The sequence below is a fragment of the Mycobacterium sp. E2699 genome, from assembly GCF_001666745.1.
GTDB lineage: Bacteria > Actinomycetota > Actinomycetes > Mycobacteriales > Mycobacteriaceae > Mycobacterium.
Map to the genome: position 1 here is coordinate 111,315 of NZ_LZJH01000033.1, position 23,044 is coordinate 134,358.

Sequence of the window (23,044 nt, forward strand, 5' to 3'; positions counted from 1 at the left end):
AGTGCTAGGTGGCAATCGGCCAAGCCCTGTGCCGGCACCCGCGACGACGGCGCTCGGGCAACGGATGGATGCTGGATCAACTGATGATTCGGACGGTTCGGGGCTGGCCCCGGACCGACCGCCAACTCCGGTCCGGGGCACCCCGCCCCGGACCCGAGACCTACAAATGTCCGGGGTGAACGCCCCGGACGCGTAATTAACCCCGTCGGGGCCGCAGGCCCCGGCCCGATCGAACTAGTGGAGGGCTCCAATCGTGGCGAAGGTGAACATCAAGCCACTCGAGGACAAGATTCTCGTGCAGGCCAACGAGGCCGAGACCACGACCGCGTCCGGTCTGGTCATTCCTGACACCGCCAAGGAGAAGCCGCAGGAAGGCACCGTCGTCGCCGTCGGCCCCGGCCGCTGGGACGAGGACGGCGAGAAGCGGATCCCGCTGGACGTCTCGGAGGGTGACACCGTCATCTACAGCAAGTACGGCGGCACCGAGATCAAGTACAACGGCGAGGAGTACCTGATCCTGTCCGCCCGCGACGTGCTGGCTGTCGTATCCAAGTAAGGACCGTGTTCCGCCCCGGCGATCCCCGTCATTGCGCGGGTGATTTCCGGGGCGGCATGCGTTCGCGGAGTTTGAATTGCCCGGCTCTTCAGCGGTCCGTTCACACGGACCGCATCGTCGCCGGGCGGAGTTCGAGTTGCCCGGCTCCTCAGCGGTCCGTTCACACGGACCGCAACGACGCCGGGCGGAAGGAGCCTGATGAGCAAGATCATTGAGTACGACGAAACCGCGCGCCGCGCCATGGAGGCCGGCGTGAACAAGCTCGCCGACGCGGTACGGGTGACGCTGGGCCCGCGCGGCCGCCACGTGGTGCTGGCCAAGGCATTCGGCGGCCCGGCGGTGACCAACGACGGCGTCACCGTCGCGCGTGAGATCGACCTGGAGGACCCGTTCGAGAACCTGGGCGCGCAGCTGGTGAAGTCGGTGGCCACCAAGACCAACGACGTCGCCGGTGACGGCACCACCACGGCGACCGTGCTCGCGCAGGCCTTGGTCAAGGACGGGCTGCGCATGGTCGCCGCCGGCGCCAACCCCATCGCCCTGGGCGTGGGGATCGGCAAGGCCGGTGACGCGGTGTCCGAGGCGTTGCTCGCCGAGGCCACCCCGGTGGCCGGCAAGGAAGGCATTGCGCAGGTGGCGACGGTGTCGTCACGCGACCAGCAGATCGGCGAGCTGGTCGGCGAGGCGATGACCAAGGTCGGTGCCGACGGCGTGGTCAGCGTCGAGGAATCCTCCACCCTGAGCACCGAGCTGGAGTTCACCGAGGGCGTCGGCTTCGACAAGGGCTTCTTGTCGGCATATTTCGTCACCGACTTCGACTCCCAGGAAGCGGTGCTCGACGACCCGGTGATCCTGCTGCACCAGGAGAAGATCAGCTCGCTGCCCGATCTGCTGCCGATGCTCGAGAAGATCGCCGAGAGCGGCAAGCCGCTGCTGATCGTCGCCGAAGACGTCGAGGGCGAGGCCCTGGCGACGCTGGTCGTCAACTCGATTCGCAAGACGCTGAAGGCCGTCGCGGTCAAGGCGCCGTTCTTCGGCGACCGCCGCAAGGCGTTCCTCGAGGACCTCGCGGTGGTCACGGGCGGCCAGGTGATCAACCCCGACGCCGGACTGCTGCTGCGCGAGGTCGACACCGAAGTGCTGGGCTCGGCGCGGCGCGTGGTGGTCGGCAAGGACGACACGATCATCGTCGACGGCGGCGGCTCCAAGGAGGCGGTCGAGGCCCGCATCAAGCAGCTGCGCGCCGAGATCGAGAGCACTGACTCGGACTGGGACCGCGAGAAGCTGCAGGAGCGGCTGGCCAAGCTGGCCGGCGGTGTGGCCGTCATCAAGGTCGGCGCCGCCACCGAGACCGCCCTCAAGGAGCGCAAGGAAAGCGTCGAGGACGCCGTGGCGGCGGCCAAGGCCGCGGTCGAGGAGGGCATCGTCGCCGGCGGCGGAACGGCGCTCATCCACGCCCGCAAGGCGCTGAAGGAGCTGCGCGGGACGCTCAGCGGCGACGAGGCGCTCGGCGTCGACGTGTTCTCCGAGGCGTTGGCGGCGCCGCTGTACTGGATCGCCAGCAACGCGGGGCTGGACGGCGCGGTCGCGGTCAACAAGGTCAGTGAGCTGCCCGTCGGGCAGGGGCTGAACGCCGAAACGCTCGCCTACGGCGACCTGCTCGGTGCCGGCGTCATCGACCCGGTCAAGGTGACCCGGTCGGCCGTCGTCAACGCGGCGTCGGTGGCCCGGATGGTGCTCACCACCGAGACGGCGGTGGTGGACAAGCCCGCCGAGGCGGAAGACGACCACGGCCACGGCCACGGTCATCACCACCATCACTAGAGGTTGAGACGAAGCGCCCCCGGTCACGACGGCCGGGGGTGTTTTCGTCGAGAGCTCGCACTGAACGTCCGACCTGAGCTACATACAACTCGTCGGGAAAGATCAGCCAAGACGCCGACCGCCACGCGGACTATTCGTTCGAAATGAAGACGCCGGCCCGAAACGGGCGGACACAATATCCAGGAGGCCAGCAAACTCATGGCAGAAAAGACAAAGGATATATTCCAGCTTCCGGCCGCGGTGCTTTTCTTCCTTGGCATCCTGGATGTGGTCCGCGGATTCATGCATACTTTCTTGCTGCGCTGGTCGGCGGTGCACATTGCCGGCTTCAATCCGCTCACCACGCCACCTGACCAGTACTTTCTCTTGGGTGCATTCGGGGTCTCCAACTTCCTGACCGGCTTCTTGTACTTCCTGGTCAGTCGGCGGGCGAAGAAACTCTCACCGTATGTATTGCTGATCATCCCGTTGGCTTATCTGCTCGGGATGATTGGCATTGCCGTCTCGGGTGTGCATATGCAGGCGGCATTCGAAGGGAAGTACTTCATGATGGCTTACCTCGCTATTTGTGTGGTGACTTTCGGCGTATTTTTGGTTCGAACGGGCCAGCAGAGGAGGAGGGCGGACCCGTCCGCGGCGGGCGCGTCCCGCAGTCGATCAGGCCCGATGTGACGGCCCTGGCGAGCAGACGCAAAAGCCCCCGACACGCCGAGCGTGCGGGGGCTTTTGCGTCTGCTCGCGGTAATTGAGCGCCCCAGGCTTGACGCACCGCTGGACTCGGGTGCAATGTGATACTGGTCATATGACCACTGGTCACTCCGGGCAGAAAGGCGCAGCTCATGACCACGAGGGACAAGTACACGGACGTGCCGACGCCCTACTCGTGGGAGGTCCCCAGTGTCGGCGACGCGCGCTTCACGTGGGAGTACGACGAGAGCCGGGCCCGGCTGCTATCCCTGTACCAAAAGGGCAAGGACAAACAGTGGGATGCCCAGTCGCGCATCGACTGGGCGCAGGACGTCGACCCGACCAACCCGGTCGGGCTGCCCGACGAGTTTCATCCGCTGTTCGGTAGCCCGGTGTGGGAGGCCGCCGACGCATCCCGGCGCGCCGAGATGCGCCTGCACTCCCAGGCGTGGCAGTTCTCGCAGTTCCTGCACGGAGAGCAGGGGGCGATGATCTGCTCCGCCAAGATCGTCGAGGTCGTCCCGGACCTGGACGCGAAGTTCTATGCGGCCACCCAGACCATGGACGAGGCCCGGCACGTCGAGGCGTTCTCGCGCTTCCTGCAGGAGAAGGTCGGCCTCGTCTACCCGATCAACACGCACCTGACCGCGCTGCTCGACGACACCCTGCGCGACTCGCGCTGGGACATGCCCTACCTCGGCATGCAGGTCCTCATCGAAGGGCTCGCACTCGCCGCCTTCGGGGTGCTGCGCGACATGGTGCCGCAGCACTCGCTGGCCAAACAGCTGTTGGCCTATGTGATGCAGGACGAGGCGCGGCACGTCGCCTTCGGCCGGATCTCGCTCAAGGACTATTACTCCGAGCTGACCGAAGCCGAACGGGACGAGCGCGAGCAGTTCGTCGTGGACGCCTGCTACCTGATGCGCGACCGGTTCCGCGGCGAGGAGGTCTTCGAGACCCTCGGCCTCGACGTCCAAGCGTGCGCCGAGTGGGTCGACAATTCGCCGCTGATGATCCAGTTCCGCTCGCACCTGTTCAGCCGCATCGTGCCGATCGTCAAGGACATCGGGCTGTGGGGCAGCAGGGTGCAGAAGGCCTTCCGGGACATGGGCGTCCTCGACATGAGCGGCTTGGACATCGAGGCGCTGATGAAGGCCGACGAGGATCAGGCCGATGCGCTGGACAAGGCGCACGCCGAGATGGCCGAGCGGGCCGTCGAAGTGGACCAGGTGATCGCGGCGGGCGCGAGCTGAGGCCTGGCCGCGGCTGATCGGCGGCGACGGCGCGTCACCGGCTGGGCGGCAGGCTCGGAGGCGTCGTCGTGTAGGACGGCGTCGACGTGGCGGTCGGGGCGCTGGTGACCGTCACGGTGCTGGTGCTCGTGCTGGTCGACGGCGGTGGCACCGACGTGGTGACCGTGGTGACGCTGGTGGTCTCCGTGGTCGACGATGTCGTGGTCGCGGACGCCGCGGTGATCACACCGCAGGCGATGCGCTTGCTCGATTCAGCGGCCGGGGCGCCGCCGAGGTTGTCCGCCGTCTGGTGGATGACCAGCGCGGTACCCGAGCTGTTTCTCAGGTCCGCGGCGGTGAACAAGTTGCTCGTCGTGACGAGTTTCGCCGAGCCGTCGGAGCGCACCTGCAATGCGGTCAGGTCGCCGCTGGCGGGATAACCGGTGTGATTCGGCGCCTGGTAAACGCTTCCGGCGGAGCTGAAGTCGGCGATGTCGCACTTGCCGACCGAGTGGATTTGCAGCCCGTGGAAGCCCGGGCTCAGCACCTGGTTGGGTCCGGCGTCCACCGTCACCGTCGCATAGCCGTTCGCGAAATCGAAGGTGGCGGTGGCGATCTGGGTCCCGTCGGAGCTCTTCACCTGCGTGGTCATCCGCTCGGTACCGGGTGGCGCGCTGGAGGACGCGGCGGACTGGTTACCGCCCTGGTTTGCGCATGCAGCTAACGGTGCGATGGTCGCGGTAAGCGCCGCGGCGGCGAAGGCCAAACCCTTATTCATTGACCGGTCTTACCCCCGTTAGCGCATGTCGAAACGAGCTGAACCCCTATGCAAACCCGTCCACGGGCGCAATGCTCATCGCAGGCGGGGACTACGCCAGGAGGAAAGAGATGTCAGCACCCACAGCCGATGAGATCCGCGCGGCGGTCGGGCGGCACGTGGAATTGTGGAATGCCGGTGACAAGGAGGCGTGGCTCGCGCACTGGAAGCGCGTCGTGCCGGGCGAGGTCACGATGGAGGATCCTGTCGGCACGCCGGTCAAGCGGGGATGGGACGTCATGAGCGAGGTGTGGGACGCCTCGCCGAACGCCGACTGGAAGCTGGGCATCGACCTGCTCTACGTATGCGGTGCCACCGGCGCGGCCGTCATCCGCAACTCGGGCACCGTGAACGGGCAACCGGCGGTCATTCAGAGCATCGAGATCTACAAATTCGGCGACGACGGCTCGTTGCACACATCGACCTTCTGGGACCTCTCGGCCGGCAACGAGTACGCACAGTGGACGGCGGAGACGGGCGAGGCGCGGTGAATCAGGCCGGCCGGGGGGAGCGGGCCGATCAGGCCGAGCGGCGGATGCCGCGGCTGCGGCCGATGTCGCCCTTCAGGAGCAGGTCGCGCTCGGACTCCGACAGGCCACCCCAGACGCCGTAGGGCTCGCCGACCTCCAGGGCGTGGGAACGGCACTCCTGGATGACAGGGCACTGCCGGCACATCTCCTTGGCGCGCTGCTCGCGCTGCATGCGGGCGCGACCCCGCTCGCCGTCGGGGTGGAAGAACATCGACGAGTCAACGCCACGGCACAGGCCTTGCAGTTGCCAGTTCCAGATGTCGGCGTTGGGCCCAGGTAGCTGCTCCGGCTGTGGCATAGGATCGTTCCCTCTCTGCACGGCACGCCCAGAAGGACGGGTTTCGCGAAGCGCCCGAGAAGCGACCGTGCAAACTGATTTGGAGTGGAGTCACCGATGACTACCCGACAAACCTAGAACTTAGGTGCGGCGGCGAATTTCCGTCAATAGCCACTTAGGTCGGCAAAATATGTAAGCGTTGTAGCAAAATTTACTCGCCGTTCATCTGCCACCCATTCGGCGACCGAAAACCGTGCTAGCAGGCACTTGACCGAACCGAGATTTCCCAGCTCAGCGGCCGCGGCGGGAGGTGGAGCAATTAGTACGCGACCCATTGTGATTAACAGTTCGGTAACACGATCAGCACGAAGTGTTTACTACTATCACCGTGATTGAAACTCGTCACACTTCCGTGATTCAGCACACGCTGGCCGGCGCCGCCTTCGGCGGGCGACCGGATAACTGGCCGCTGCCCGCCGCGACCACTCCGGAGCAACTGTGGTTGCGCGCCGTCGCGGCGGGCGGGCAGGGCCGCTACGGCAGCGCCTATTGCGACCTGGCGGCGCTGCGGCGCGACGCCGCGGACGGCCGGCTGATCTCGCTGGCGCACAGCACCCAGGGGTCGTTCTTGCGCCAGCTCGGCTGGCATGCGGTGGCGCGGGGCTGGGACGGGCGCGCCCTGGCGCTGGCGGGCACGGATCCCGAGGCCCGCGCCGACGCGCTGATCGGGCTGGCGGCCGACGCGCTGGGCGTCGGCCGCTTCGCCGCCGCGGCAACGTTGTTGGGTCGCGTGGACCTCGGACACGACGCGGTCCCCGACCGGCTGCCGGTGCGCCGGCGGTGGGTGGCCGCCGAGCTGGCGATGGCCACCGGCGACGGCGAATCGGCCGTGCGGCACGCCGAGGAGGCGGTGGAACTCGCCGACGCGATGGGCCAACCCTCGGCGCGGCACCGGGTGAAAAGCGACGTGGTGCTGGCCGCCGCGCTGTGCAGCGCCGGCGACGCAGAGCGCGCCCGCGCGGTCGCGGAGGCGGCGCTGGACGCCACCGGTCGGCTGGGCCTGATACCGCTTCGCTGGGCGTTGGCTTGCTTGCTGATCGACATCGAAAGCGTCACGTTTTCAGCACAAAAACTGGTTGAAATTCGCGATATTTGCGCAGGCCAGGTGCGGCGCGCCGGGGGCGCGTGGCGTTGCGCTTAAAACGGCCTTCCGCCCGCTATTGTCATTTCGACTGTTAGCCCGCGATGTGTCCCATTCGTAACGTTGGAGATACCGCCGTCGATGACAATTCAAGGCGAACGTCTCGACGCTGTGGTTGCGGAGGCCGTGGCGGGAGACCGCAACGCACTACGGGAGGTGCTGGAGACCATCCGTCCGATTGTCGTGCGATATTGCCGGGCGCGAGTCGGCACGGTCGAACGGGGCGGTCTGTCAGCAGACGACGTAGCTCAGGAGGTGTGCTTGGCCACCATCACGGCGCTGCCGCGGTACCGGGAGCGCGGGCGCCCGTTCCTTGCTTTCCTGTACGGCATCGCGGCCCACAAGATCGCCGACGCGCACCGAGCGGCCGGCCGTGATCGCGCCTACCCCGCCGAAACCGTTCCGGAGCGCTGGTCGCCCGAGGCGGGCCCGGAGCAGCGGGCCCTCGAGGCCGACTCGGTCAGCCGGATGAACGAGTTGCTCGAGATCCTGCCCGCCAAGCAGCGGGAGATTTTGATCCTGCGCGTGGTCGTCGGCCTGTCCGCCGAGGAGACCGCCGCCGCCGTCGGGAGCACCACCGGAGCGGTCCGCGTGGCCCAGCACCGGGCGCTGTCCCGGCTCAAGTCCGAAATCGTCGCGGCGGGTGACTATGCCTGAATCCCTGGACGAGTTCGCCCACACCGATTTGCTCCTCGACGCGCTCGCCGAGCGGCGACCGGTCGATCTGGACGATCCCGACGACCCCAATTTCGAAGCGCTGGCCGTGCTGCTGGAGGACTGGCGCGACGACCTGCGGTGGCCGCCGGCCAGCGCGCTGGTGTCGCCCGAGGAGGCCATCGAAGCGCTGCACACCGGGCTCGCCGAGCGGCGGCGCGCCCGCCGGGGCCTGGCGACCATCGGATCGGTCGCCGCCACGCTGCTGGCGCTGAGTGGGTTCGGCGCCATGGTGGTCGAGGCCCGTCCCGGGGACACGCTCTACGGCCTGCACGCGATGTTCTTCGACCAGCCGAGGGTCAACGACAGCCAGATCGAGCTGTCCGCCAAGGCCGAGCTGGCCAAGGTCCAGCAAATGATCGACCAGGGTCAGTGGGCGCAGGCCCAGAACCAGCTGGCCCAGGTGAGCAGCACCGTGCAGTCCATGAACGACGGGGCAAGCCGGAACGACCTGCTGGACGAGGTCAATCTCTTGAACACCCGCGTGGAATCCCGCAACCCGAACGCGACGGTGCCGCCCGCCGCGCCGAAACCCAAGGCGCCGGCCGCCTCGTCGACGTCGTCGGCCCCGCCGAGTACGACCCCACCGAGCCCATCAGCAAGTTCGACGACGAGCCCGACAACGACGAGCCCGTCCTCGGGGCGGCATCGGCATCACGCGCATTCGTCGACGCCGTCATCGGCGGCGCCGGACGAGACGCCCTGACTCAGCGGCGGTGGAATCCGTCGGCGTCCGACGTCGCCTCGTTGAGTGAGGCGTCGGCGTAGCCCCGGCAGTAATCCCACGTGACGTAGGAGTCCGGTTCGGGGTCATAGGCGGGCTCGTGCGGGCGGACCGTGCCGTCGATGAGCAGCTGCAGCAGGTTGGCCCGCAACATGTCCCAGTCGTGGTAGTGGTCTTGCTGGCACTCGTCGCAACAGACCACCAGCCCGCGAATCCCCTTGTGCGCCAACAGGGCCTCGTACACGGCCAGATCGGCCAGGTCGGCCTCGACCGCCATCCGCTCCTGCTGATCCAGCGGTTGCCCGGGCTCGACGGCTTCGAGCGCCGCCGACGGATCGCAGGGGTCGTCGGCGAACGGGTCGGGTGGCAAACCCGGTGGGAGGTGGTCACGCACGCCCCTAGCCTACGCAGGGGGGCCGTCATAGCGCCAGCAGGGACATGCCCGCCGCCCGCCCTGCGCGGCACGCCCGGACAAGCGGGTCCGGGTGCCGCGGGAGCCGATAGGATGGGCTTCTCACTCCGCGCGCGTATGGAGGGCCTCCCGATGACCCGTGGCATGTCCCACTTGGAAGAAAGCTCCGACCTCGTTGTCGGCCCGTACGTGCGCGACCCCCGTCTCGCGGGACTGTCCGACGAGCCGGTGCCGACGGGCGGCGACAACCCGGACAAGATCGCGATGCTCGGCCTGACGTTCGACGACGTCCTGCTGCTGCCCGCGGCCTCCGACGTGGTCCCCGCGACGGCGGACACCTCCAGCCAGCTCACCAAGAAGATCAGGCTCAAGGTGCCGCTGGTCAGCTCGGCGATGGACACCGTCACCGAGTCACGGATGGCCATCGCGATGGCCCGGGCCGGCGGCATGGGCGTGCTGCACCGCAACCTGCCGGTCGCCGAACAGGCCGGCCAGGTCGAGATGGTGAAGCGCTCGGAGGCCGGCATGGTCACCGATCCCGTCACCTGCCGGCCGGACAACACGCTGGCGCAGGTCGACGCGCTGTGCGCCCGCTTCCGGATCTCCGGGCTGCCGGTGGTCGACGAGTCCGGCGCTCTCGTCGGCATCATCACCAACCGCGACATGCGGTTCGAGGTGGACCAGACCAAGCAGGTCGCCGAGGTCATGACCAAGTCCCCGCTGATCACAGCCCAGGAGGGCGTGTCCGCCGACGCGGCGCTGGGGCTGTTGCGGCGCAACAAGATCGAGAAACTGCCCGTCGTCGACGGCCACGGCCGGCTGACCGGACTGATCACCGTCAAGGACTTCGTCAAGACCGAACAGCACCCGCTGGCCACCAAGGACAGCGACGGGCGGCTGCTGGTCGGCGCCGCCGTCGGCGTCGGCGGTGACGCCTGGGTGCGGGCGATGATGCTGGTGGATGCCGGGGTCGACGTGCTGATCGTCGACACCGCGCACGCGCACAACCGGCTGGTGCTCGACATGGTCGGCAAGCTCAAGGCCGAGGTCGGCGACCGCGTCGAGGTGATCGGCGGCAACGTCGCCACCCGGGCGGCGGCCGCGGCGCTCATCGACGCCGGCGCCGACGCCGTCAAGGTCGGTGTGGGACCGGGATCGATCTGCACGACGCGCGTCGTGGCGGGCGTCGGCGCGCCACAGATCACGGCGATCCTGGAGGCCGTCGCGGTCTGCCGGCCGAGGGGTGTGCCGGTGATCGCCGACGGCGGGCTGCAGTATTCCGGCGACATCGCCAAGGCGCTGGCCGCCGGCGCGTCGACGGCCATGCTGGGCTCGCTGCTGGCCGGGACCGCGGAGGCGCCCGGCGAGCTGATCTTCGTCAACGGCAAGCAGTTCAAGAGCTACCGCGGCATGGGCTCGCTGGGCGCCATGCAGGGTCGCGGCGGCGGCAAGTCCTATTCCAAGGACCGCTATTTCGCCGACGACGCCCTCTCCGAGGACAAGCTGGTGCCCGAGGGCATCGAGGGCAGGGTGCCGTTCCGTGGGCCGCTGTCGTCGGTGATCCACCAGCTGACGGGCGGCCTGCGGGCGGCGATGGGCTACACCGGCTCGCCCACCATCGAGGCGCTCCAGCAGGCGCAGTTCGTCCGGATCACCGCGGCGGGCCTGCGCGAGAGCCACCCGCACGACGTCGCCATGACCGTCGAAGCCCCCAACTACTTCGCGCGGTGAACAGCGAACTGGCCATGGTCGAGATCGGGATGGGCCGCAACGCCCGTCGCACGTATGAACTGTCCGAGATCAGCATCGTGCCGTCGCGGCGCACCCGCTCGTCGCAGGACGTGTCGACGGCCTGGCAGCTGGACGCCTACCGGTTCGAGATCCCGGTCATCGCGCATCCGACCGACGCGCTGGTGTCGCCGGAATTCGCCATCGAGCTGGGCCGGCTCGGCGGGTTGGGCGTGCTCAACGGCGAGGGGCTGATCGGCCGGCACGCCGACGTCGAGGCGAAGATCGCCCAACTGCTCGAGGCCGCCGAGAAGGAGCCGGAACCGTCGGCGGCGATCCGGTTGCTGCAGGAGCTGCACGCCGCGCCGCTGGACCCGGACCTGCTGGGCTCGGCGGTCGCCCGCATCCGCGAGGCCGGCGTGACCACCGCCGTGCGGGTCAGCCCGCAAAACGCGCAGGCGCTGACCCCGGCGCTGCTGCAGGCCGGGATCGACCTCCTGGTCATCCAGGGCACCATCGTCTCGGCCGAACGGGTCGCCAGCGACGGTGAGCCGCTGAACCTGAAGACCTTCATCTCCGAGCTCGACATCCCCGTGGTCGCCGGTGGGGTGCTGGATCACCGGACGGCGCTGCACCTGATGCGCACCGGCGCCGCCGGGGTCATCGTCGGCTACGGCTCCACCCGCGGCGTGACCACCAGCGACGAGGTGCTGGGCATCAGCGTGCCGATGGCCACCGCGATCGCCGACGCGGCCGCCGCGCGCCGCGAATATCTCGACGAGACCGGCGGCCGGTACGTGCACGTGCTGGCCGACGGCGACATCCACACCTCCGGCGAGCTGGCCAAGGCCATCGCGTGCGGCGCCGACGCGGTGATGCTGGGCACGCCGCTGGCCGAGGCCGCCGAGGCGCTCGGCGGCGGGTGGTTCTGGCCGGCCGCGGCGGCGCACCCGTCGCTGCCGCGCGGGGCGCTGCTGCAGATCGCCGTGGGCGAGCGCCCGCCGCTGCGGCAGGTCCTGGGCGGCCCGTCCGACGATCCGTTCGGCAGCCTGAATCTGGTCGGCGGCCTGCGCCGGTCGATGGCCAAGGCCGGCTATTGCGACCTCAAGGAGTTCCAGAAGGTCGGCCTGACGGTCGGTAGCTGAGTTTCGGCGGCCGAACGTGCGGCCAGCTTCACGCTCGGCTCCCAATGTGCGGCCAGCTTCACGCTCGTGCCAACGGCTCGGTGCTCGAGGCCCCTGGTTAGTTACCGGCGGGTACGGCCATACTGGTGCCATGAAGCCGGATTACGACGTCCTGATCATCGGTTCGGGGTTCGGTGGCAGCGTCAGCGCGCTGCGGCTGACGGAAAAGGGCTACCGCGTGGGGGTGCTGGAGGCCGGCCGCCGCTTCTCCGACCAGGAATTCGCCGAGACCTCCTGGGACCTGCGCAAGTTTTTGTGGGCGCCCAAGTTGGGTTGCTACGGCATCCAGCGGATCCACCCGCTGCGCAACGTGATGATCCTGGCCGGCGCCGGCGTGGGCGGCGGTTCGCTCAACTACGCCAACACCTTGTACGTGCCGCCGGAGCCGTTCTTCAAAGACCCGCAGTGGGCCCACATCACCGACTGGCGCGACGAGCTGGCGCCGCACTACGAACAGGCGCAGCGGATGCTGGGCGTCGTCGAGAACCCGACGTTCACCGATGCCGACCGCCTGGTCAAGGAAGTCGCCGACGAGATGGGCTGCGGCGACACCTGGGTGCCGACGCCGGTGGGGGTGTTCTTCGGGCCGGACGGCACCAAGGCGCCGGGCAAGACCGTGCCCGACCCGTATTTCGGCGGGGCCGGGCCCGACCGCACCGGCTGCCTGGAATGCGGCTGCTGCATGACCGGCTGCCGCTACGGGGCCAAGAACACCCTCGTGAAGAACTACCTCGGCCTCGCCGAATCCCATGGTGCGCAAGTCATTCCGATGACCACGGTGAAGAGCTTCGAGCAGCGTCCCGACGGCCTGTGGGAGGTCCACACCGTTCGCACCGGGAGTTGGCTGCGGCGCGACCGGCGCACCTTCACCGCGGAAAACCTGATCCTGGCCGCGGGCACCTGGGGCACGCAGCACCTGCTGTTCAACATGCGCGACAAGGGCAAGCTGCCCCGCCTGTCGAAGCGCCTCGGCGTGCTGACCCGGACCAACTCCGAGTCGATCGTCGGGGCCGCGACGCTCGAGGTGCTGCCCGAGCTGGACCTGACGCACGGGGTGGCGATCACGTCGTCGATCCACCCGACGTCGGACACCCACATCGAGCCCGTCCGCTACGGCAAGGGCTCCAACGCGATGGGGCTGCTGCAGACGCTGATGACCGACGGCCCCGGGGCCGAGGGGCCCGATGAAAACTACGTGCCGCGCTGGAAGCAGTTGCTACAGCAGGGCCGGGAGGACCCGCGCGGCATCCTGCGGATGATCAACGTGCGCCAGTGGAGCGAGCGCACGGTGATCGCACTGGTGATGCAGCACCTGGACAACTCGATCACGACGTTCACCAAGCGCGGCAAGCTCGGCATCCGCTGGTACTCCAGCAAGCAGGGGCACGGCCAGCCGAACCCGTCGTGGATCCCGGTCGGCAACGAGGTCACCCGGCGCATCGCCGCCAAGATCGACGGCGTGGCCGGCGGCACCTGGGGCGAGTTGTTCAACATCCCGCTGACCGCCCACTTCCTCGGCGGCGCGGTGATCGGCGACAGCCCCGAACACGGCGTCATCGACCCGTACCACCGGGTCTACGGCTACCCCACGCTGTTCGTGGTGGACGGCGCGGCGATCTCGGCGAACCTGGGCGTCAACCCGTCGCTGTCCATCACCGCGCAGGCCGAGCGGGCCGCGTCGCTCTGGCCGAACAGGGGCCAGAACGACGTCCGGCCGCTGCAGGGCGACACCTACCGCCGGCTGAACCCGATCCCGCCCGAGCACCCGGTGGTCCCGGCGCACGCGCCCGGCGCGTTGCGCTGGCTACCGATCGACCCGGTGAGCAGTGCGGGCTGACGGCCGTGACGATCGCGAGGCGCGCGTTGGGGGCACCTCCCGCTTGCGGGGGACCGGGCGCTGCGGGTCGTCACCACCCCTGCAGGTCAGCTCGCGAGCGCGTCGAGTGGGGCACCGCTGACGACGCGGCTGCGTTGCCCGTGCACGTTGACCGGCACGTCGCCCATCAGCGTGACCCGGTGCATCAGCCGGCGCTGGCCGTCGTAGTCGTCGATCGCCCGGTGCTGGGTCGCCCGATTGTCCCAGATCGCGACGTCGCCGTACGCCCAGCTCCAGCGAATGGTGTTCTCGGGCACGGTGATTCGGCGCTGTAGCAGTTCGAACAGCACGCTCGATTCGTAGCTGTCCAGCCCGGTGAAACCGCGCACGAAATCTCCCAGCACCAGCGTCCGCTCGCCGGTTTCCGGGTGCACGCGCACCACGGGGTGCTCGGTCTGGAACTCCTTCTTCTCGAAGGCCTGCCGGAACGCCCGCTGCGCGTCGGTGAGCTGTTCGGCGTTCACGTAGTCATACCGGTTGGTGTGCAGCGCCCAGAGGTTTTCGACGAGGCACTTCAGCGGCTCGGGCAGCTGCTCGTAGGCGGCCGCCGTCGACGCCCACAGGGTCGAGCCGCCATAGCTGGGCAGGGTGACCGCGCGCAGGATCGACGCCGCCGGGTAGTTGGCCGCGAACGTGACATCGGTGTGCCAGCGGTTGGCCTTGCCGTATTCGGAGTTGATCGGCGTGATGACCGGTGCGTCCTTGCCGGCGAGGAAGGCCGCGGCCGGGTGGCCGATCGGGGTGCCCAGCAGCCGGGCGAAGGCGAGCTGTTGCTCGTCGTCGAGATGGTCCTGTCCGCGGAAGAAGATCACCTTGTGGGTCACCAGTGCCCGGTGGATCTCGTCGACGGTGCCCTGGTCGAGGTCGCCGCCGAGGCGCACGCCGTCGAGTCGGGCACCGATCCGGCTGCCCAGCTTGGTGACGGTGATGGAGTCGGTCATTTCTTCCGTCCTTCGGTGAAGTTCGCTGTAGTCAACTGACTACATGAGTTAGTGTAGTCATATGACTACGCGTTCGGCAAGGGCCGTTGGGACAAATTCCGCCGGGCAGGGAACCCCCACCGGGCAGGGAGCGCCGACCGGCCGGGAACAGGTGGGCGCCGCCATTTTGGAGGCCGCCACCGACCTGTTCGCCGAGCGGGGCCCGGCCGCGACGTCGATCCGCGACATCGGCGCCCGGTCAAAGGTCAACCACGGGTTGGTGTTTCGCCACTTCGGCACCAAGGACAAGCTCGTCGGCGCGGTGCTCGATCATCTCGGCGCGACCACGACGGCGTTGCTGCAGAGCGACCCGACCCCCGAGGAGGCGGAGCGAGCGTTGGACCGGCACCTGCGGGTGATGGCACGCACGCTGCTCGACGGCTACCCCGCGGGCAAGTTGCAGTCCCGGTTTCCGGGCGCCTCGCAGCTGTACGACGACATTCGTCCCCACCACGGCCCCGGCCCCGAGGGCGACCTCAGCGCGCGCCTGGCGGTCGCGAATGCCTTTGCGCTGCAGTTCGGTTGGCGGCTATTCGCGCCGTTCCTGCGTTCGGCGGTCGGCATCGAGGACCTGACGGAGGCCGACCTACGGCAGGCGGTCGTCGCCGAGATGGGCCGGATCGTCGAACCTCATTGAGTGCGGGCCAGGGCGCGCCGGTGCATCGGCTCGCGACCCGGCGGTTGCTGCGGCACCGGCAGCAGCGGCTTGCGGACGCGCACGGCGACGGTCGTCGGCGAATCGGTCTTCAGCGTCAGTTGTTCGCCGGAGTGCCGGAGGGTGAGCTCGTGATCGGGCCCGTCGTCCACCGCGTAGGTGACCTCGGAGTGGTTGACGTCGACGGTCAGCCGGAACTCGCGCCAGCGCAGGCGGAACCGGAGGCGCGAAATGCCTTCGGGCAGTTGAGGATCCAGTGACAGAATGCCCTCGTCATCGCGCAGGCCGCCGAACCCCGCCACCAGTGTCATCCAGGCCCCGGCCAGCGAGGCCATGTGCAATCCGTCGCGGGTGTTGTGGTGCAGGTCGCGCAGGTCGATCAGCGCCGCCTCGTAGGCGTAGTCGTGGGCCAGCTCCAAATGCCCGACCTCGGCGCACATCACGGCCTGCGTGCAGGCCGACAGCGACGAGTCGCGCACCGTGCGCCGTTCGTAGTAGTCGACGTTGCGGGCCTTCTGTTCCGGCGTGAAGGCGTGGCTCTGCCACTGCATCGCCAGCACGAGGTCGGCCTGTTTGATCACCTGGGCCGGATAGAGCCGCACGTAGGCCTCGTGCAGCAACAGGGGATAGGTGGTGTTCTTCTGGAAATCCCATTCGGCGAAGGTGGTGAACCCCTCGCACTGCTGGTGGACCCCCAGTTCGGCGTCGTAGGGGATGTTGACCGCGTCGGCCGCGTCGCGCCAGGAGGCCGCCTCCTCGGTGGTGACGTCCAGCGCCGCCGCCTGCTCGGGGTGGCGGTTGCACGCGTCGGCCGCGGTCACCAGGTTGTGCGCCGCCATCAGGTTCGTGAAGACGTTGTCGCGGACGATCGCCGTGTACTCGTCGGGTCCGGTGACCCCGTCGAGGTGCCAGACGCCGTGCCGGTCGTGGTGTCCCAGCGAGATCCACAGCCGGGCGGTCTCGACCAGTACCTTCAGGCCGCAGTCCCGCTCCAGATCGTGGTCTCCGGTGACGACGCGGTAGCGCTCGAAGGCCATCGCGACGTCGGCGTTGATGTGCCAGGCCGCCGTGCCGGCCGGCCAGTACGCCGAGCACTCCTGCCCGCGGATCGTTCGCCACGGGAAGCTGGCCCCGTCCAGGCCGAGTTCGGCCGCCCGCTCCTTGGCCAGTTCCAGCGTCGACGCCCGCCAGCGCAGCGCGTCGGCGGCGGCGTGCGGCGCGGTGTAGGTGAGCACCGGCAGCACGTAGGCCTCGGTGTCCCAGAAGGCGTGGCCGTCGTAGCCGGTTCCGGTGAGCCCCTTGGCGGCGATGGCGCGGCGTTCGGCGCGGGCGCTGGCCTGCAGCAGGTGGAACATCCCGAACCGGACGGCCTGCTGGGATTCGGGGTCGCCTTCGACCTCGACGTCCGCGTTCTCCCAGAAGTCGTCGAGGTAGGACCGCTGCGCTTCCAGCAATCCCTGCCAGCCGGTGTAGCGGGCGCTGTGGATGGCCGCGGCGGCCTGGTCGCGCAGGGCAGGTCGGGAGCGCATGCTCGACCAGCCGTACGCCAGGTACTTGACGATGCGCAGCTTCTGGCCGGCCCGAAGCCCGCAGATCACGGTGGTGCGGGCCAGGTCCGGGCGGGCGTCGGTGCTGAACTCGACGCGCCCGGGCACGTCGATCTCGTGATCCATCGCCGCGGACATCATCAGGGCACTGGCCCGGGTCCGGTGCATGAGAAGCGCTCCGGTCTCGGTGTTTTCGTGGTCGACGGCCTCGAGCGGGCGCTCGAGGATCGCCGACACCCGCGGGTCGTCGGAGGTCTCCGGCTGGTCCTCGTTGGTGACCAGTTCGGATTGCACGGTCACGCGCACGAATTCCTCGACCGCCTCGACGACGTACTCGATGGCCGCGACGCCGCGCTGGGCCAGGGAGACCAGGCGGGTGGACACGACCCTGACCTGCTTGCCGTTGGGCGAGCGCCAGTCCGCGCGACGGGTCAGTGTCCCGGCGCGCAGGTCGAGCACCCGCTCGTGGGAGAGCAACTCGCCGTAGCGGACGTCGAACGGCTCGTCCTCGACGAGCAGCCGGATGATCTTGCCGTTGGTGACGTCGACGATCGTCTGGCCGGCCTCGGGGTAGCCGTAACCGGCCTCGGCGTACGGCAGCGGCCGGATCTCGTAGAAGGAGTTCAGGTAGGTGCCCGGCAGGCCGTGCGGTTCACCCTCGTCCAGGTTGCCGCGCAGCCCGATGTGCCCGTTGGACAAGGCGAACAGCGATTCCGATTGGGCCAGCAGGTTCAGGTCGAGCCGCGTCTCGCGGACCTGCCACGGTTCGACGGGAAATTCTTCCTCGGTGATCATGGGTTCAGCAGCTCGGCCAGATCGGTGACGACGACGTCGGCGCCGTTGCGGCGCAGGTCCTCGGCCTGGCCCACCCGGTCGACGCCCACCACGTAGCCGAAGTTACCGGCGCGGCCGGCCTGCACGCCCGACAGTGCGTCCTCGAAGACGGCCGCGGCGTCGGCGCTGACGCCGAGCAGCTCCGCCCCGCGCAGGTAGGAGTCGGGTGCCGGCTTGCCGGCGATGTGTTCCTCGCGCAGCGTGACGCCGTCCACCCGCTGCTGGACGAACCGGTCCAGGCCGGTGATCTCGAGGACGTCGCGGGTGTTGGCGCTCGAGGACACCACGGCGATGCCCAGGCCCGCGGCCGAGACCGCCTCCAGGTAGCGCCGCGACCCGTCGAAGACCTCGACGCCGTCGTCGTGCAGCACCTTCTGGAACATCTCGTTCTTGCGGTTGCCCAGGCCGTAGATCGTTTCCTTGTCGCCGGCGTCGTCCGGGTCGCCGTCGGGCAGCTCGATTCCGCGGCTGTCCAGAAACGACCGGACCCCGTCTTCGCGCTTCTTGCCGTCGACGTATTCGCGGTAGTCGGCGGCCGGGTCGAACGGGACGAACTTCTCCCCGGTCCGCTCGGCCCGTTCGGACAGGTAGGCGTCGAACATGGCCTTCCACGCCTTGGTGTGCACGCTCGCGGTGTCGGTGAGCACACCGTCGAGGTCGAACAGGCAGGCACGCACCTTCTCCGGCAGACCCAGCGTTGGGCTCACTGCGGACCTCACTCTCAGCTAGCGGGCGATTACTTGGTGCGATACCCACTCCACCACGCCAAGATGCCTGCCGCCAGGGATCGCCGCCCGTTGCGCTGCAGACTCAGGTGTCGTTCAGCAGACCGCGCTCGATGAGGTCCAGCACCCGGGCCCGCGACGATCTGATGGCGGCAGGGCTCGCGGGCAGCGGTCCGTCAAGGAGCAGGCCGGCCAGGCCGTGCACGGCGGACCAGGCGGCGACCTCGGCCCCCTGCCTGCGGCGGGCGTCCAGCAGGCCGGCGGTCTGGGCTTCATCGAGCACCTGGCCGAGGACCCCGAAGGGGTCGGCGGTGGCGTCGGTCGGCTCGGCGGACGTCGCGGGATGCGAGGTGAACGCGGTGCGAAACAGCCCCGGCTCCGCGATCGCGAAGTCGATGTAGGCGGTGCCGACCGCGCGCAGCCTCTTGCGCGGGTCGGTGCTGCGGTTGACCCTGCGGCGCATCTGCTCGGCGAGTTCGTTGCGCGCGAAGCGCGACACCTCGGCCAGCAGCGCCTCGCGGTCGGCGAAGTGGCGGTAGGCGGCCGAATGCGACACCCCGGCAGCTCGGGCCGCCTCGCGCAGGACCACCCGATCGGGGCCGCCCTCGCGGGCCAGGGCGATGCTCGCCTCGACCAGGGCCGACCGCAACGCCCCGTGGTGGTAGCCCTGCTTGCCGGGGGGCGCGGCGTCGTCGGAACCCATGCCCTCAGGATCTCACGCTCGCCGGAATGTTGACAACGGTCACATCTCCGTCGCATACTACTAATGTAACCACTGGTCACATATCGAAGATCGAAAGGGGAACTCCAATGACGAACGCACGCGTGCTGGTCACCGGCGCCACGGGAAAGGTTGGCGGCGCGGTGGTGACCCAATTGCTGGAACGGGGCGTGGCCACCAGGGCTTTGGTGCATCGCGACGACGGCCGCAGCGTCCGGTTGCGCGCCCTGGGCGCCGAGGTCGTCGTGGCGGATATGCTTGACATTCAACAGGTTCGGGCCGCGGTCGACGGCGTGGATCGACTGTTCTTCAACCCCCCGTACCACCCGCATGCGCTCGACAGTGCGGTCAGCTTTGCCGTGGCCGCGCGCAGCGCCGGCGTCGAGGCGGTGGTCGCGCTGGGTCAGTGGCTGGCCAGTCCCGAGCATCCGTCGCTGATGACACGCCAACAATGGTTGTCCGACAAGCTGTTTGCGCTACTGCCGGACACCGCTCACATCGCGGTCGATCCCGGCTTCTTCGCGGACAACTATTTCCAGGTCCTGCCGGTTGCGGCCCAACTCGGGGTGCTGCCGATGCCGGCGACGGGGGGCCGACTCAACGCGCCCCCGTCCAACGAGGACATCGCCCGGGTCGCGGTGGGCGCATTGCTCGACCCGCACCGTCATGACGGACGAGCCTACCGACCGACCGGGCCAAAGCTCTTGTCCGGCAGTGACATCGCCGACGCGGTCGGCGAGGCGCTCGGCCGGCGCGTCCGGCTCATGGAGATCCCGCCGTGGATGTTCCTGCGAGCGGTGCGCGTGAGCGCCAAGCGGCTCGGCGTGGACATGTTCTTCGAGTCCGGTTTGCGCCATTACCTGCCGGAGACCGGCCTGGGCACCTGGGAGGTGGGCGGCCCCACAACCGATGTGCGTGACGTCGCGGGGGTCGAGCCGGAAGACTTTCTCACCATCGCCCGCCGCTACGTCAACGCGGCCGACACCCGGCGCACCGCGGGCAGGATGCTGCGGGAGGTCGGCAATCTCATGCTGACCGGGCTGGTGCCCACGCCCCGGCTCGACCGCTTCGACCGCCGCCAGCAGCATCCCCGGCCCGCCCGGCCCCACTATTCCGGCGAGTCGGCCGTCTGGCTCGGCGAGCACGCCCCGTCCGGTGACCCGGCCCGCTACCGGTTCGGCCTGATCGAGAACCTGGCGCTGGATGCATAGCAGTTGGTGGCGCACGTCGCGCACCGAGTTGACGACCCAGTGGAGCGTCCGCTCGGTGCGCGGCGGTCAGCTCGCTCCACCCGCACACCTTATGAAATGGCGGGTCTTCCGGTGCTCTGCCGGATGATGCGGACCATTTCGGTGGGCCGCTCGAGGGCCGAAAAGTGCCCGATGCCGGGCACCGTGACGGCCCGGACACCGAGGAGGCGGGCGACCTGGTCCCGATCCGCCGGACGCGACCAATCCCGCTCGCTGTAGATCAGCGTGGCCAGCGTATTCACCTGCGCGTAGCGGCCTTTCGCCTCGATGAGATCGGACAGGCTGCGCATGATGGCCCGATTCACCCTGGGGTAGCCGGGCCGCCGGCCGCTTCGCCGCAGCTCGGTGAGGAAGTCCATGGGCAGCGCGTGGTGGTCGGCGAAGCCGCCGGCCAGCACGCCTTCGAGGATGAGGCGGTTCTCCAGTCGGGCGAAGATTGGTCCCGATCCGGGTAGCCGGACGCCGGTGCCGATCACGCGGGCCAGCCAGTTGCCGCGTTCCAGGCCGCCCGGGTAGTCGTAGGGATTGAACGCGATCACGTTGCTCACCCGGTCCGTCAGCTCGATCGAGGCGAGCAACGCCAGCGCGCCGCCCATCGATTCGCCGGCCAAAGTGACGTCGCGGAGATCCAGCGCCCTGACGAATTCGACGACGGCGCGGCGCAGTTCGGCCTCGCCGTAGCGGGCGCCCGGCACGACGTCGGACCACCCCATGCCGGGCAGGTCCACGGCGTACACGGTGAAGTCGTCCCACAGCGCGGGCACGACGCGCTGGAAGTAGTCCAGCTGGGTGCGGACGGTGTGCAGCAGGACCAGCGGCGGGCCGGTTCCCGCCGTGAAGTAGCGCAACCGGGAGCCGTCGGACCGCGGCATGAACTTGACCTCGCCGCGACCGCGGCTCCAGGTCAGCGTGTAGTCCTGGTCCGCAATCTCGTTGCGTCGCATGGCATCACGCTTCGCTGACGGCCTGGATGGCGTGGACGCGCCCGTCGGCCAGGGCCTGGGTGAGGTTTTCGGCCTTGCGCGCAAAGTCGGTGACGAAGGCGTGCAGGCCCAGCGGATTGGCGGGCTGGGCCAGCAGGGCCTGCATGAGCGCGGCGGCCTGGTCGGTGAGATCGTTCCACGCCACGACGGTGAACCCGGCGGATTCGACGACGGCGCGCAACTCGCCGGGGGTGACCAGGTGGCTGCGCGCGGGGTGGTCGGCCCAGGGGAGGGGATACGCGAGTTCGCCGTCGCCGATCGTGATGTCCCACAGGGCAAGCCGCCCGCCGTCCTTGAGCACCCGGTGCGCCTCGGAGTACAGCCGCGCCTTGTCGGGCACGTTCATCTGCACGTGCTGGCTGAGGACGACGTCGAAGGTGGCGGCGGCGAAGGGGAGTTGGGTGACGTCGGCCTGGCGAACCGTTATCCGCTCGGCGAGCCCGACCAGCCCGTTGAGCCAGCGGTTGGTGGCGCAGTATTCGTCGGTGAGGTCCACCGCGGTGACTCGGGACCCGTAGTGGTCGGCGACGTAGCGGGCCGTGCCGCCGACTCCGCTACCGGCGTCGAGCACTTCGCTGTCGGCGGTGATGCGCGCCAGACCCACCAACTCGGCGGTGGCGAAGCGGCCCATCGTGTGGAAGTCCTCGAGCAGGCCCAGATCGGCGGGCGCGAGGCTCTCGAGGTCCTTGCCGGCGGAACGCAGCGCCCGCTCGATGTTGTTGCGCGACAGGCCGGTCGAGTACTGGGCTTCGATGGTGTCGTTCATTTCTGCACTTTCGTCCATGCGGTGATGATCGGGGGCATCGTGATGAGGGCGTCGGCGGCCAGCGCCTCTTCCCGGAAGCGTGGCACGAAATCGTCGATGTCGGCGACCTCGTCGATGGCGAAGCCCCCTTGTTCCGCGATGGGGGAGACCAGCCGCCAGACCTCCGCGGCGTAGGCCAGTAAGTCGGCGTCGGCGGCGGTGCCGGTCGGCGTGCCCTGCGTCAACCGCGGCACGCCCAGGCCGGCGTCGGCGAAGATGGTGTGCAGCGCGGCGCCGAACCGCGCGCTGAGCCCCATGGCCCCGAAGGCGCGGGCGATACCCGCTATCACCCGGTCGAACAGCGGCAGGTCCGGGACGCAGCGCGCGGCGGTGACGTCGATCTCCGAGAACGCGATGATGCCGCCGGGGCGCACAAACGAGCTGAGGTGCCGCAGCGTGGCGGCCGGGTCGGGCAGGTGCATCAGGATCAGCCGGCCGATGACGGCGTCCACGGGTTCGTCCAGGGTGATCGCGTCGATTGTGCCGTGGGTGAAACGCACTGCCGCCAGGCCCTTTTCGGCAGCGCGGGCGCGGGCCAGCTCGACCATCGCGGGCGCGGCGTCGACGCCGAGCACGCTTCCGCCTGCGCCGACCAGCCGCGCGGCGACGAATGACACATCGCCGGGACCGCTGCCGATATCGAGCACCCGCATGCCCGGAAGCAGGCCGGCGAGCCGCAGCGCGTGCTCGGTGTAGTCGTCGTACACCCGTCCTTGCAGGAGGAGCCGCTGCACCTCCACGTCGGCGTGGCCGAGGACATACGTGCTATCGGTTGTACTCAT

Annotated in this window: 23 protein-coding genes; 13 read left to right on the forward strand and 10 right to left on the reverse strand. The window is 68.9% G+C overall.

Features of this window, described 5'->3' with window-relative positions; translation table 11 throughout:
* The first annotated feature begins 253 nt into the window (after positions 1–253).
* From groES to A5696_RS03765, 4 genes are all read left to right on the forward strand, one after another.
* A complete protein-coding gene (gene groES, locus A5696_RS03750; RefSeq protein ID WP_007167930.1) occupies positions 254–556 on the forward strand; it encodes a co-chaperone GroES in 303 nt (100 codons plus the stop codon).
* A 198-nt stretch (positions 557–754) separates the two neighbouring features.
* A complete protein-coding gene (gene groL, locus A5696_RS03755; protein ID WP_067873603.1) occupies positions 755–2,380 on the forward strand; it encodes a chaperonin GroEL in 1,626 nt (541 codons plus the stop codon).
* A 198-nt stretch (positions 2,381–2,578) separates the two neighbouring features.
* A complete protein-coding gene (locus tag A5696_RS03760; RefSeq protein ID WP_067873606.1) occupies positions 2,579–3,052 on the forward strand; it encodes a hypothetical protein in 474 nt (157 codons plus the stop codon).
* Positions 3,053–3,219: 167 nt separating this feature from the next.
* Positions 3,220–4,320 carry a ferritin-like domain-containing protein gene (locus A5696_RS03765; protein ID WP_067873609.1) on the forward strand — a complete coding sequence of 367 codons (1,101 nt, stop codon included), beginning with the start codon at positions 3,220–3,222 and terminating at the stop codon, positions 4,318–4,320.
* Positions 4,321–4,354: 34 nt separating this feature from the next.
* On the opposite strand, the gene A5696_RS03770 is transcribed toward A5696_RS03765, so the two are convergent.
* Entirely contained in the window at positions 4,355–5,077 is a 723-nt protein-coding gene (locus tag A5696_RS03770) for a superoxide dismutase family protein (protein ID WP_067873612.1), read from the reverse strand.
* Between the two features lie 110 nt (positions 5,078–5,187).
* Here A5696_RS03770 and A5696_RS03775 point away from each other — a divergent pair, with 110 nt between their 5' ends.
* Positions 5,188–5,607: a nuclear transport factor 2 family protein gene (locus A5696_RS03775; protein ID WP_067873615.1), complete on the forward strand. Its 420-nt coding sequence runs from the start codon at positions 5,188–5,190 to the stop codon at positions 5,605–5,607.
* 28 nt (positions 5,608–5,635) lie between these two features.
* On the opposite strand, the gene A5696_RS03780 is transcribed toward A5696_RS03775, so the two are convergent.
* Positions 5,636–5,944 (reverse strand): WhiB family transcriptional regulator, encoded by a 309-nt coding sequence (locus tag A5696_RS03780; protein WP_067873618.1) that lies wholly within the window; start codon positions 5,942–5,944, stop codon positions 5,636–5,638.
* A 367-nt stretch (positions 5,945–6,311) separates the two neighbouring features.
* On the opposite strand from A5696_RS03780, the gene A5696_RS03785 reads away from it, so the two are divergent.
* From A5696_RS03785 to A5696_RS03795, 3 genes are all read left to right on the forward strand, one after another.
* On the forward strand, positions 6,312–7,124 hold the full coding sequence (locus A5696_RS03785; protein WP_067873621.1) for a hypothetical protein: 813 nt from the start codon (positions 6,312–6,314) through the stop codon (positions 7,122–7,124).
* Between the two features lie 81 nt (positions 7,125–7,205).
* Complete coding sequence (locus A5696_RS03790; RefSeq protein ID WP_067873813.1) at positions 7,206–7,781, forward strand: sigma-70 family RNA polymerase sigma factor; 576 nt, start codon at positions 7,206–7,208, stop codon at positions 7,779–7,781.
* The gene (locus tag A5696_RS03795; protein WP_082968898.1) at positions 7,774–8,544 is read left to right on the forward strand and encodes an anti-sigma-D factor RsdA; all 771 of its coding nucleotides are present in this window, start codon (positions 7,774–7,776) and stop codon (positions 8,542–8,544) included. The genes A5696_RS03790 and A5696_RS03795 overlap by 8 nt, the downstream gene beginning before the upstream one ends.
* A gap of 1 nt (position 8,545) precedes the next feature.
* Here A5696_RS03795 and A5696_RS03800 read toward each other — a convergent pair whose 3' ends face one another.
* Positions 8,546–8,956, reverse strand: a complete 411-nt coding sequence (locus A5696_RS03800) for a DUF5319 domain-containing protein (RefSeq protein ID WP_066933952.1) — start codon at positions 8,954–8,956, stop codon at positions 8,546–8,548.
* Positions 8,957–9,106: 150 nt separating this feature from the next.
* Between A5696_RS03800 and guaB the strand changes: the two genes are divergently transcribed.
* The 3 genes from guaB to A5696_RS03815 all read left to right on the forward strand — a co-directional run bounded on the left by guaB (position 9,107) and on the right by A5696_RS03815 (position 13,723).
* Positions 9,107–10,705 carry an IMP dehydrogenase gene (gene guaB, locus A5696_RS03805; protein WP_067873816.1) on the forward strand — a complete coding sequence of 533 codons (1,599 nt, stop codon included), beginning with the start codon at positions 9,107–9,109 and terminating at the stop codon, positions 10,703–10,705.
* Positions 10,706–10,719: 14 nt separating this feature from the next.
* A complete protein-coding gene (locus A5696_RS03810; protein ID WP_067873819.1) occupies positions 10,720–11,847 on the forward strand; it encodes a GuaB3 family IMP dehydrogenase-related protein in 1,128 nt (375 codons plus the stop codon).
* A gap of 130 nt (positions 11,848–11,977) precedes the next feature.
* Entirely contained in the window at positions 11,978–13,723 is a 1,746-nt protein-coding gene (locus A5696_RS03815) for a GMC oxidoreductase (protein WP_067873627.1), read from the forward strand.
* An 86-nt stretch (positions 13,724–13,809) separates the two neighbouring features.
* On the opposite strand, the gene A5696_RS03820 is transcribed toward A5696_RS03815, so the two are convergent.
* Positions 13,810–14,703 carry a TauD/TfdA family dioxygenase gene (locus A5696_RS03820; protein ID WP_067873630.1) on the reverse strand — a complete coding sequence of 298 codons (894 nt, stop codon included), beginning with the start codon at positions 14,701–14,703 and terminating at the stop codon, positions 13,810–13,812.
* A gap of 61 nt (positions 14,704–14,764) precedes the next feature.
* On the opposite strand from A5696_RS03820, the gene A5696_RS03825 reads away from it, so the two are divergent.
* Complete coding sequence (locus A5696_RS03825; protein ID WP_082968899.1) at positions 14,765–15,379, forward strand: TetR/AcrR family transcriptional regulator; 615 nt, start codon at positions 14,765–14,767, stop codon at positions 15,377–15,379.
* Here the strand turns inward: A5696_RS03825 and A5696_RS03830 are convergent.
* The 3 genes from A5696_RS03830 to A5696_RS03840 form a co-directional block, all read right to left on the reverse strand.
* Entirely contained in the window at positions 15,373–17,739 is a 2,367-nt protein-coding gene (locus A5696_RS03830; RefSeq protein WP_067873637.1) for a glycoside hydrolase family 65 protein, read from the reverse strand. The genes A5696_RS03825 and A5696_RS03830 overlap by 7 nt on opposite strands.
* Positions 17,736–18,503 (reverse strand): beta-phosphoglucomutase family hydrolase, encoded by a 768-nt coding sequence (locus A5696_RS03835; RefSeq protein WP_156738234.1) that lies wholly within the window; start codon positions 18,501–18,503, stop codon positions 17,736–17,738. The genes A5696_RS03830 and A5696_RS03835 overlap by 4 nt, the downstream gene beginning before the upstream one ends.
* A gap of 85 nt (positions 18,504–18,588) precedes the next feature.
* Positions 18,589–19,206 (reverse strand): TetR/AcrR family transcriptional regulator, encoded by a 618-nt coding sequence (locus A5696_RS03840; RefSeq protein WP_067873643.1) that lies wholly within the window; start codon positions 19,204–19,206, stop codon positions 18,589–18,591.
* A 107-nt stretch (positions 19,207–19,313) separates the two neighbouring features.
* Here A5696_RS03840 and A5696_RS03845 point away from each other — a divergent pair, with 107 nt between their 5' ends.
* A complete protein-coding gene (locus tag A5696_RS03845; RefSeq protein WP_067873645.1) occupies positions 19,314–20,435 on the forward strand; it encodes an NmrA family NAD(P)-binding protein in 1,122 nt (373 codons plus the stop codon).
* Between the two features lie 89 nt (positions 20,436–20,524).
* On the opposite strand, the gene A5696_RS03850 is transcribed toward A5696_RS03845, so the two are convergent.
* Genes A5696_RS03850 through A5696_RS03860 form a run of 3 tightly spaced genes read right to left on the reverse strand, consistent with a single transcriptional unit; the run spans position 20,525 to position 23,044 of the window.
* Positions 20,525–21,418: an alpha/beta fold hydrolase gene (locus A5696_RS03850; protein WP_067873648.1), complete on the reverse strand. Its 894-nt coding sequence runs from the start codon at positions 21,416–21,418 to the stop codon at positions 20,525–20,527.
* Positions 21,419–21,422: 4 nt separating this feature from the next.
* Complete coding sequence (locus A5696_RS03855) at positions 21,423–22,223, reverse strand: class I SAM-dependent methyltransferase (RefSeq protein WP_067873651.1); 801 nt, start codon at positions 22,221–22,223, stop codon at positions 21,423–21,425.
* The gene (locus A5696_RS03860; RefSeq protein WP_067873654.1) at positions 22,220–23,044 is read right to left on the reverse strand and encodes a class I SAM-dependent methyltransferase; all 825 of its coding nucleotides are present in this window, start codon (positions 23,042–23,044) and stop codon (positions 22,220–22,222) included. The genes A5696_RS03855 and A5696_RS03860 overlap by 4 nt, the downstream gene beginning before the upstream one ends.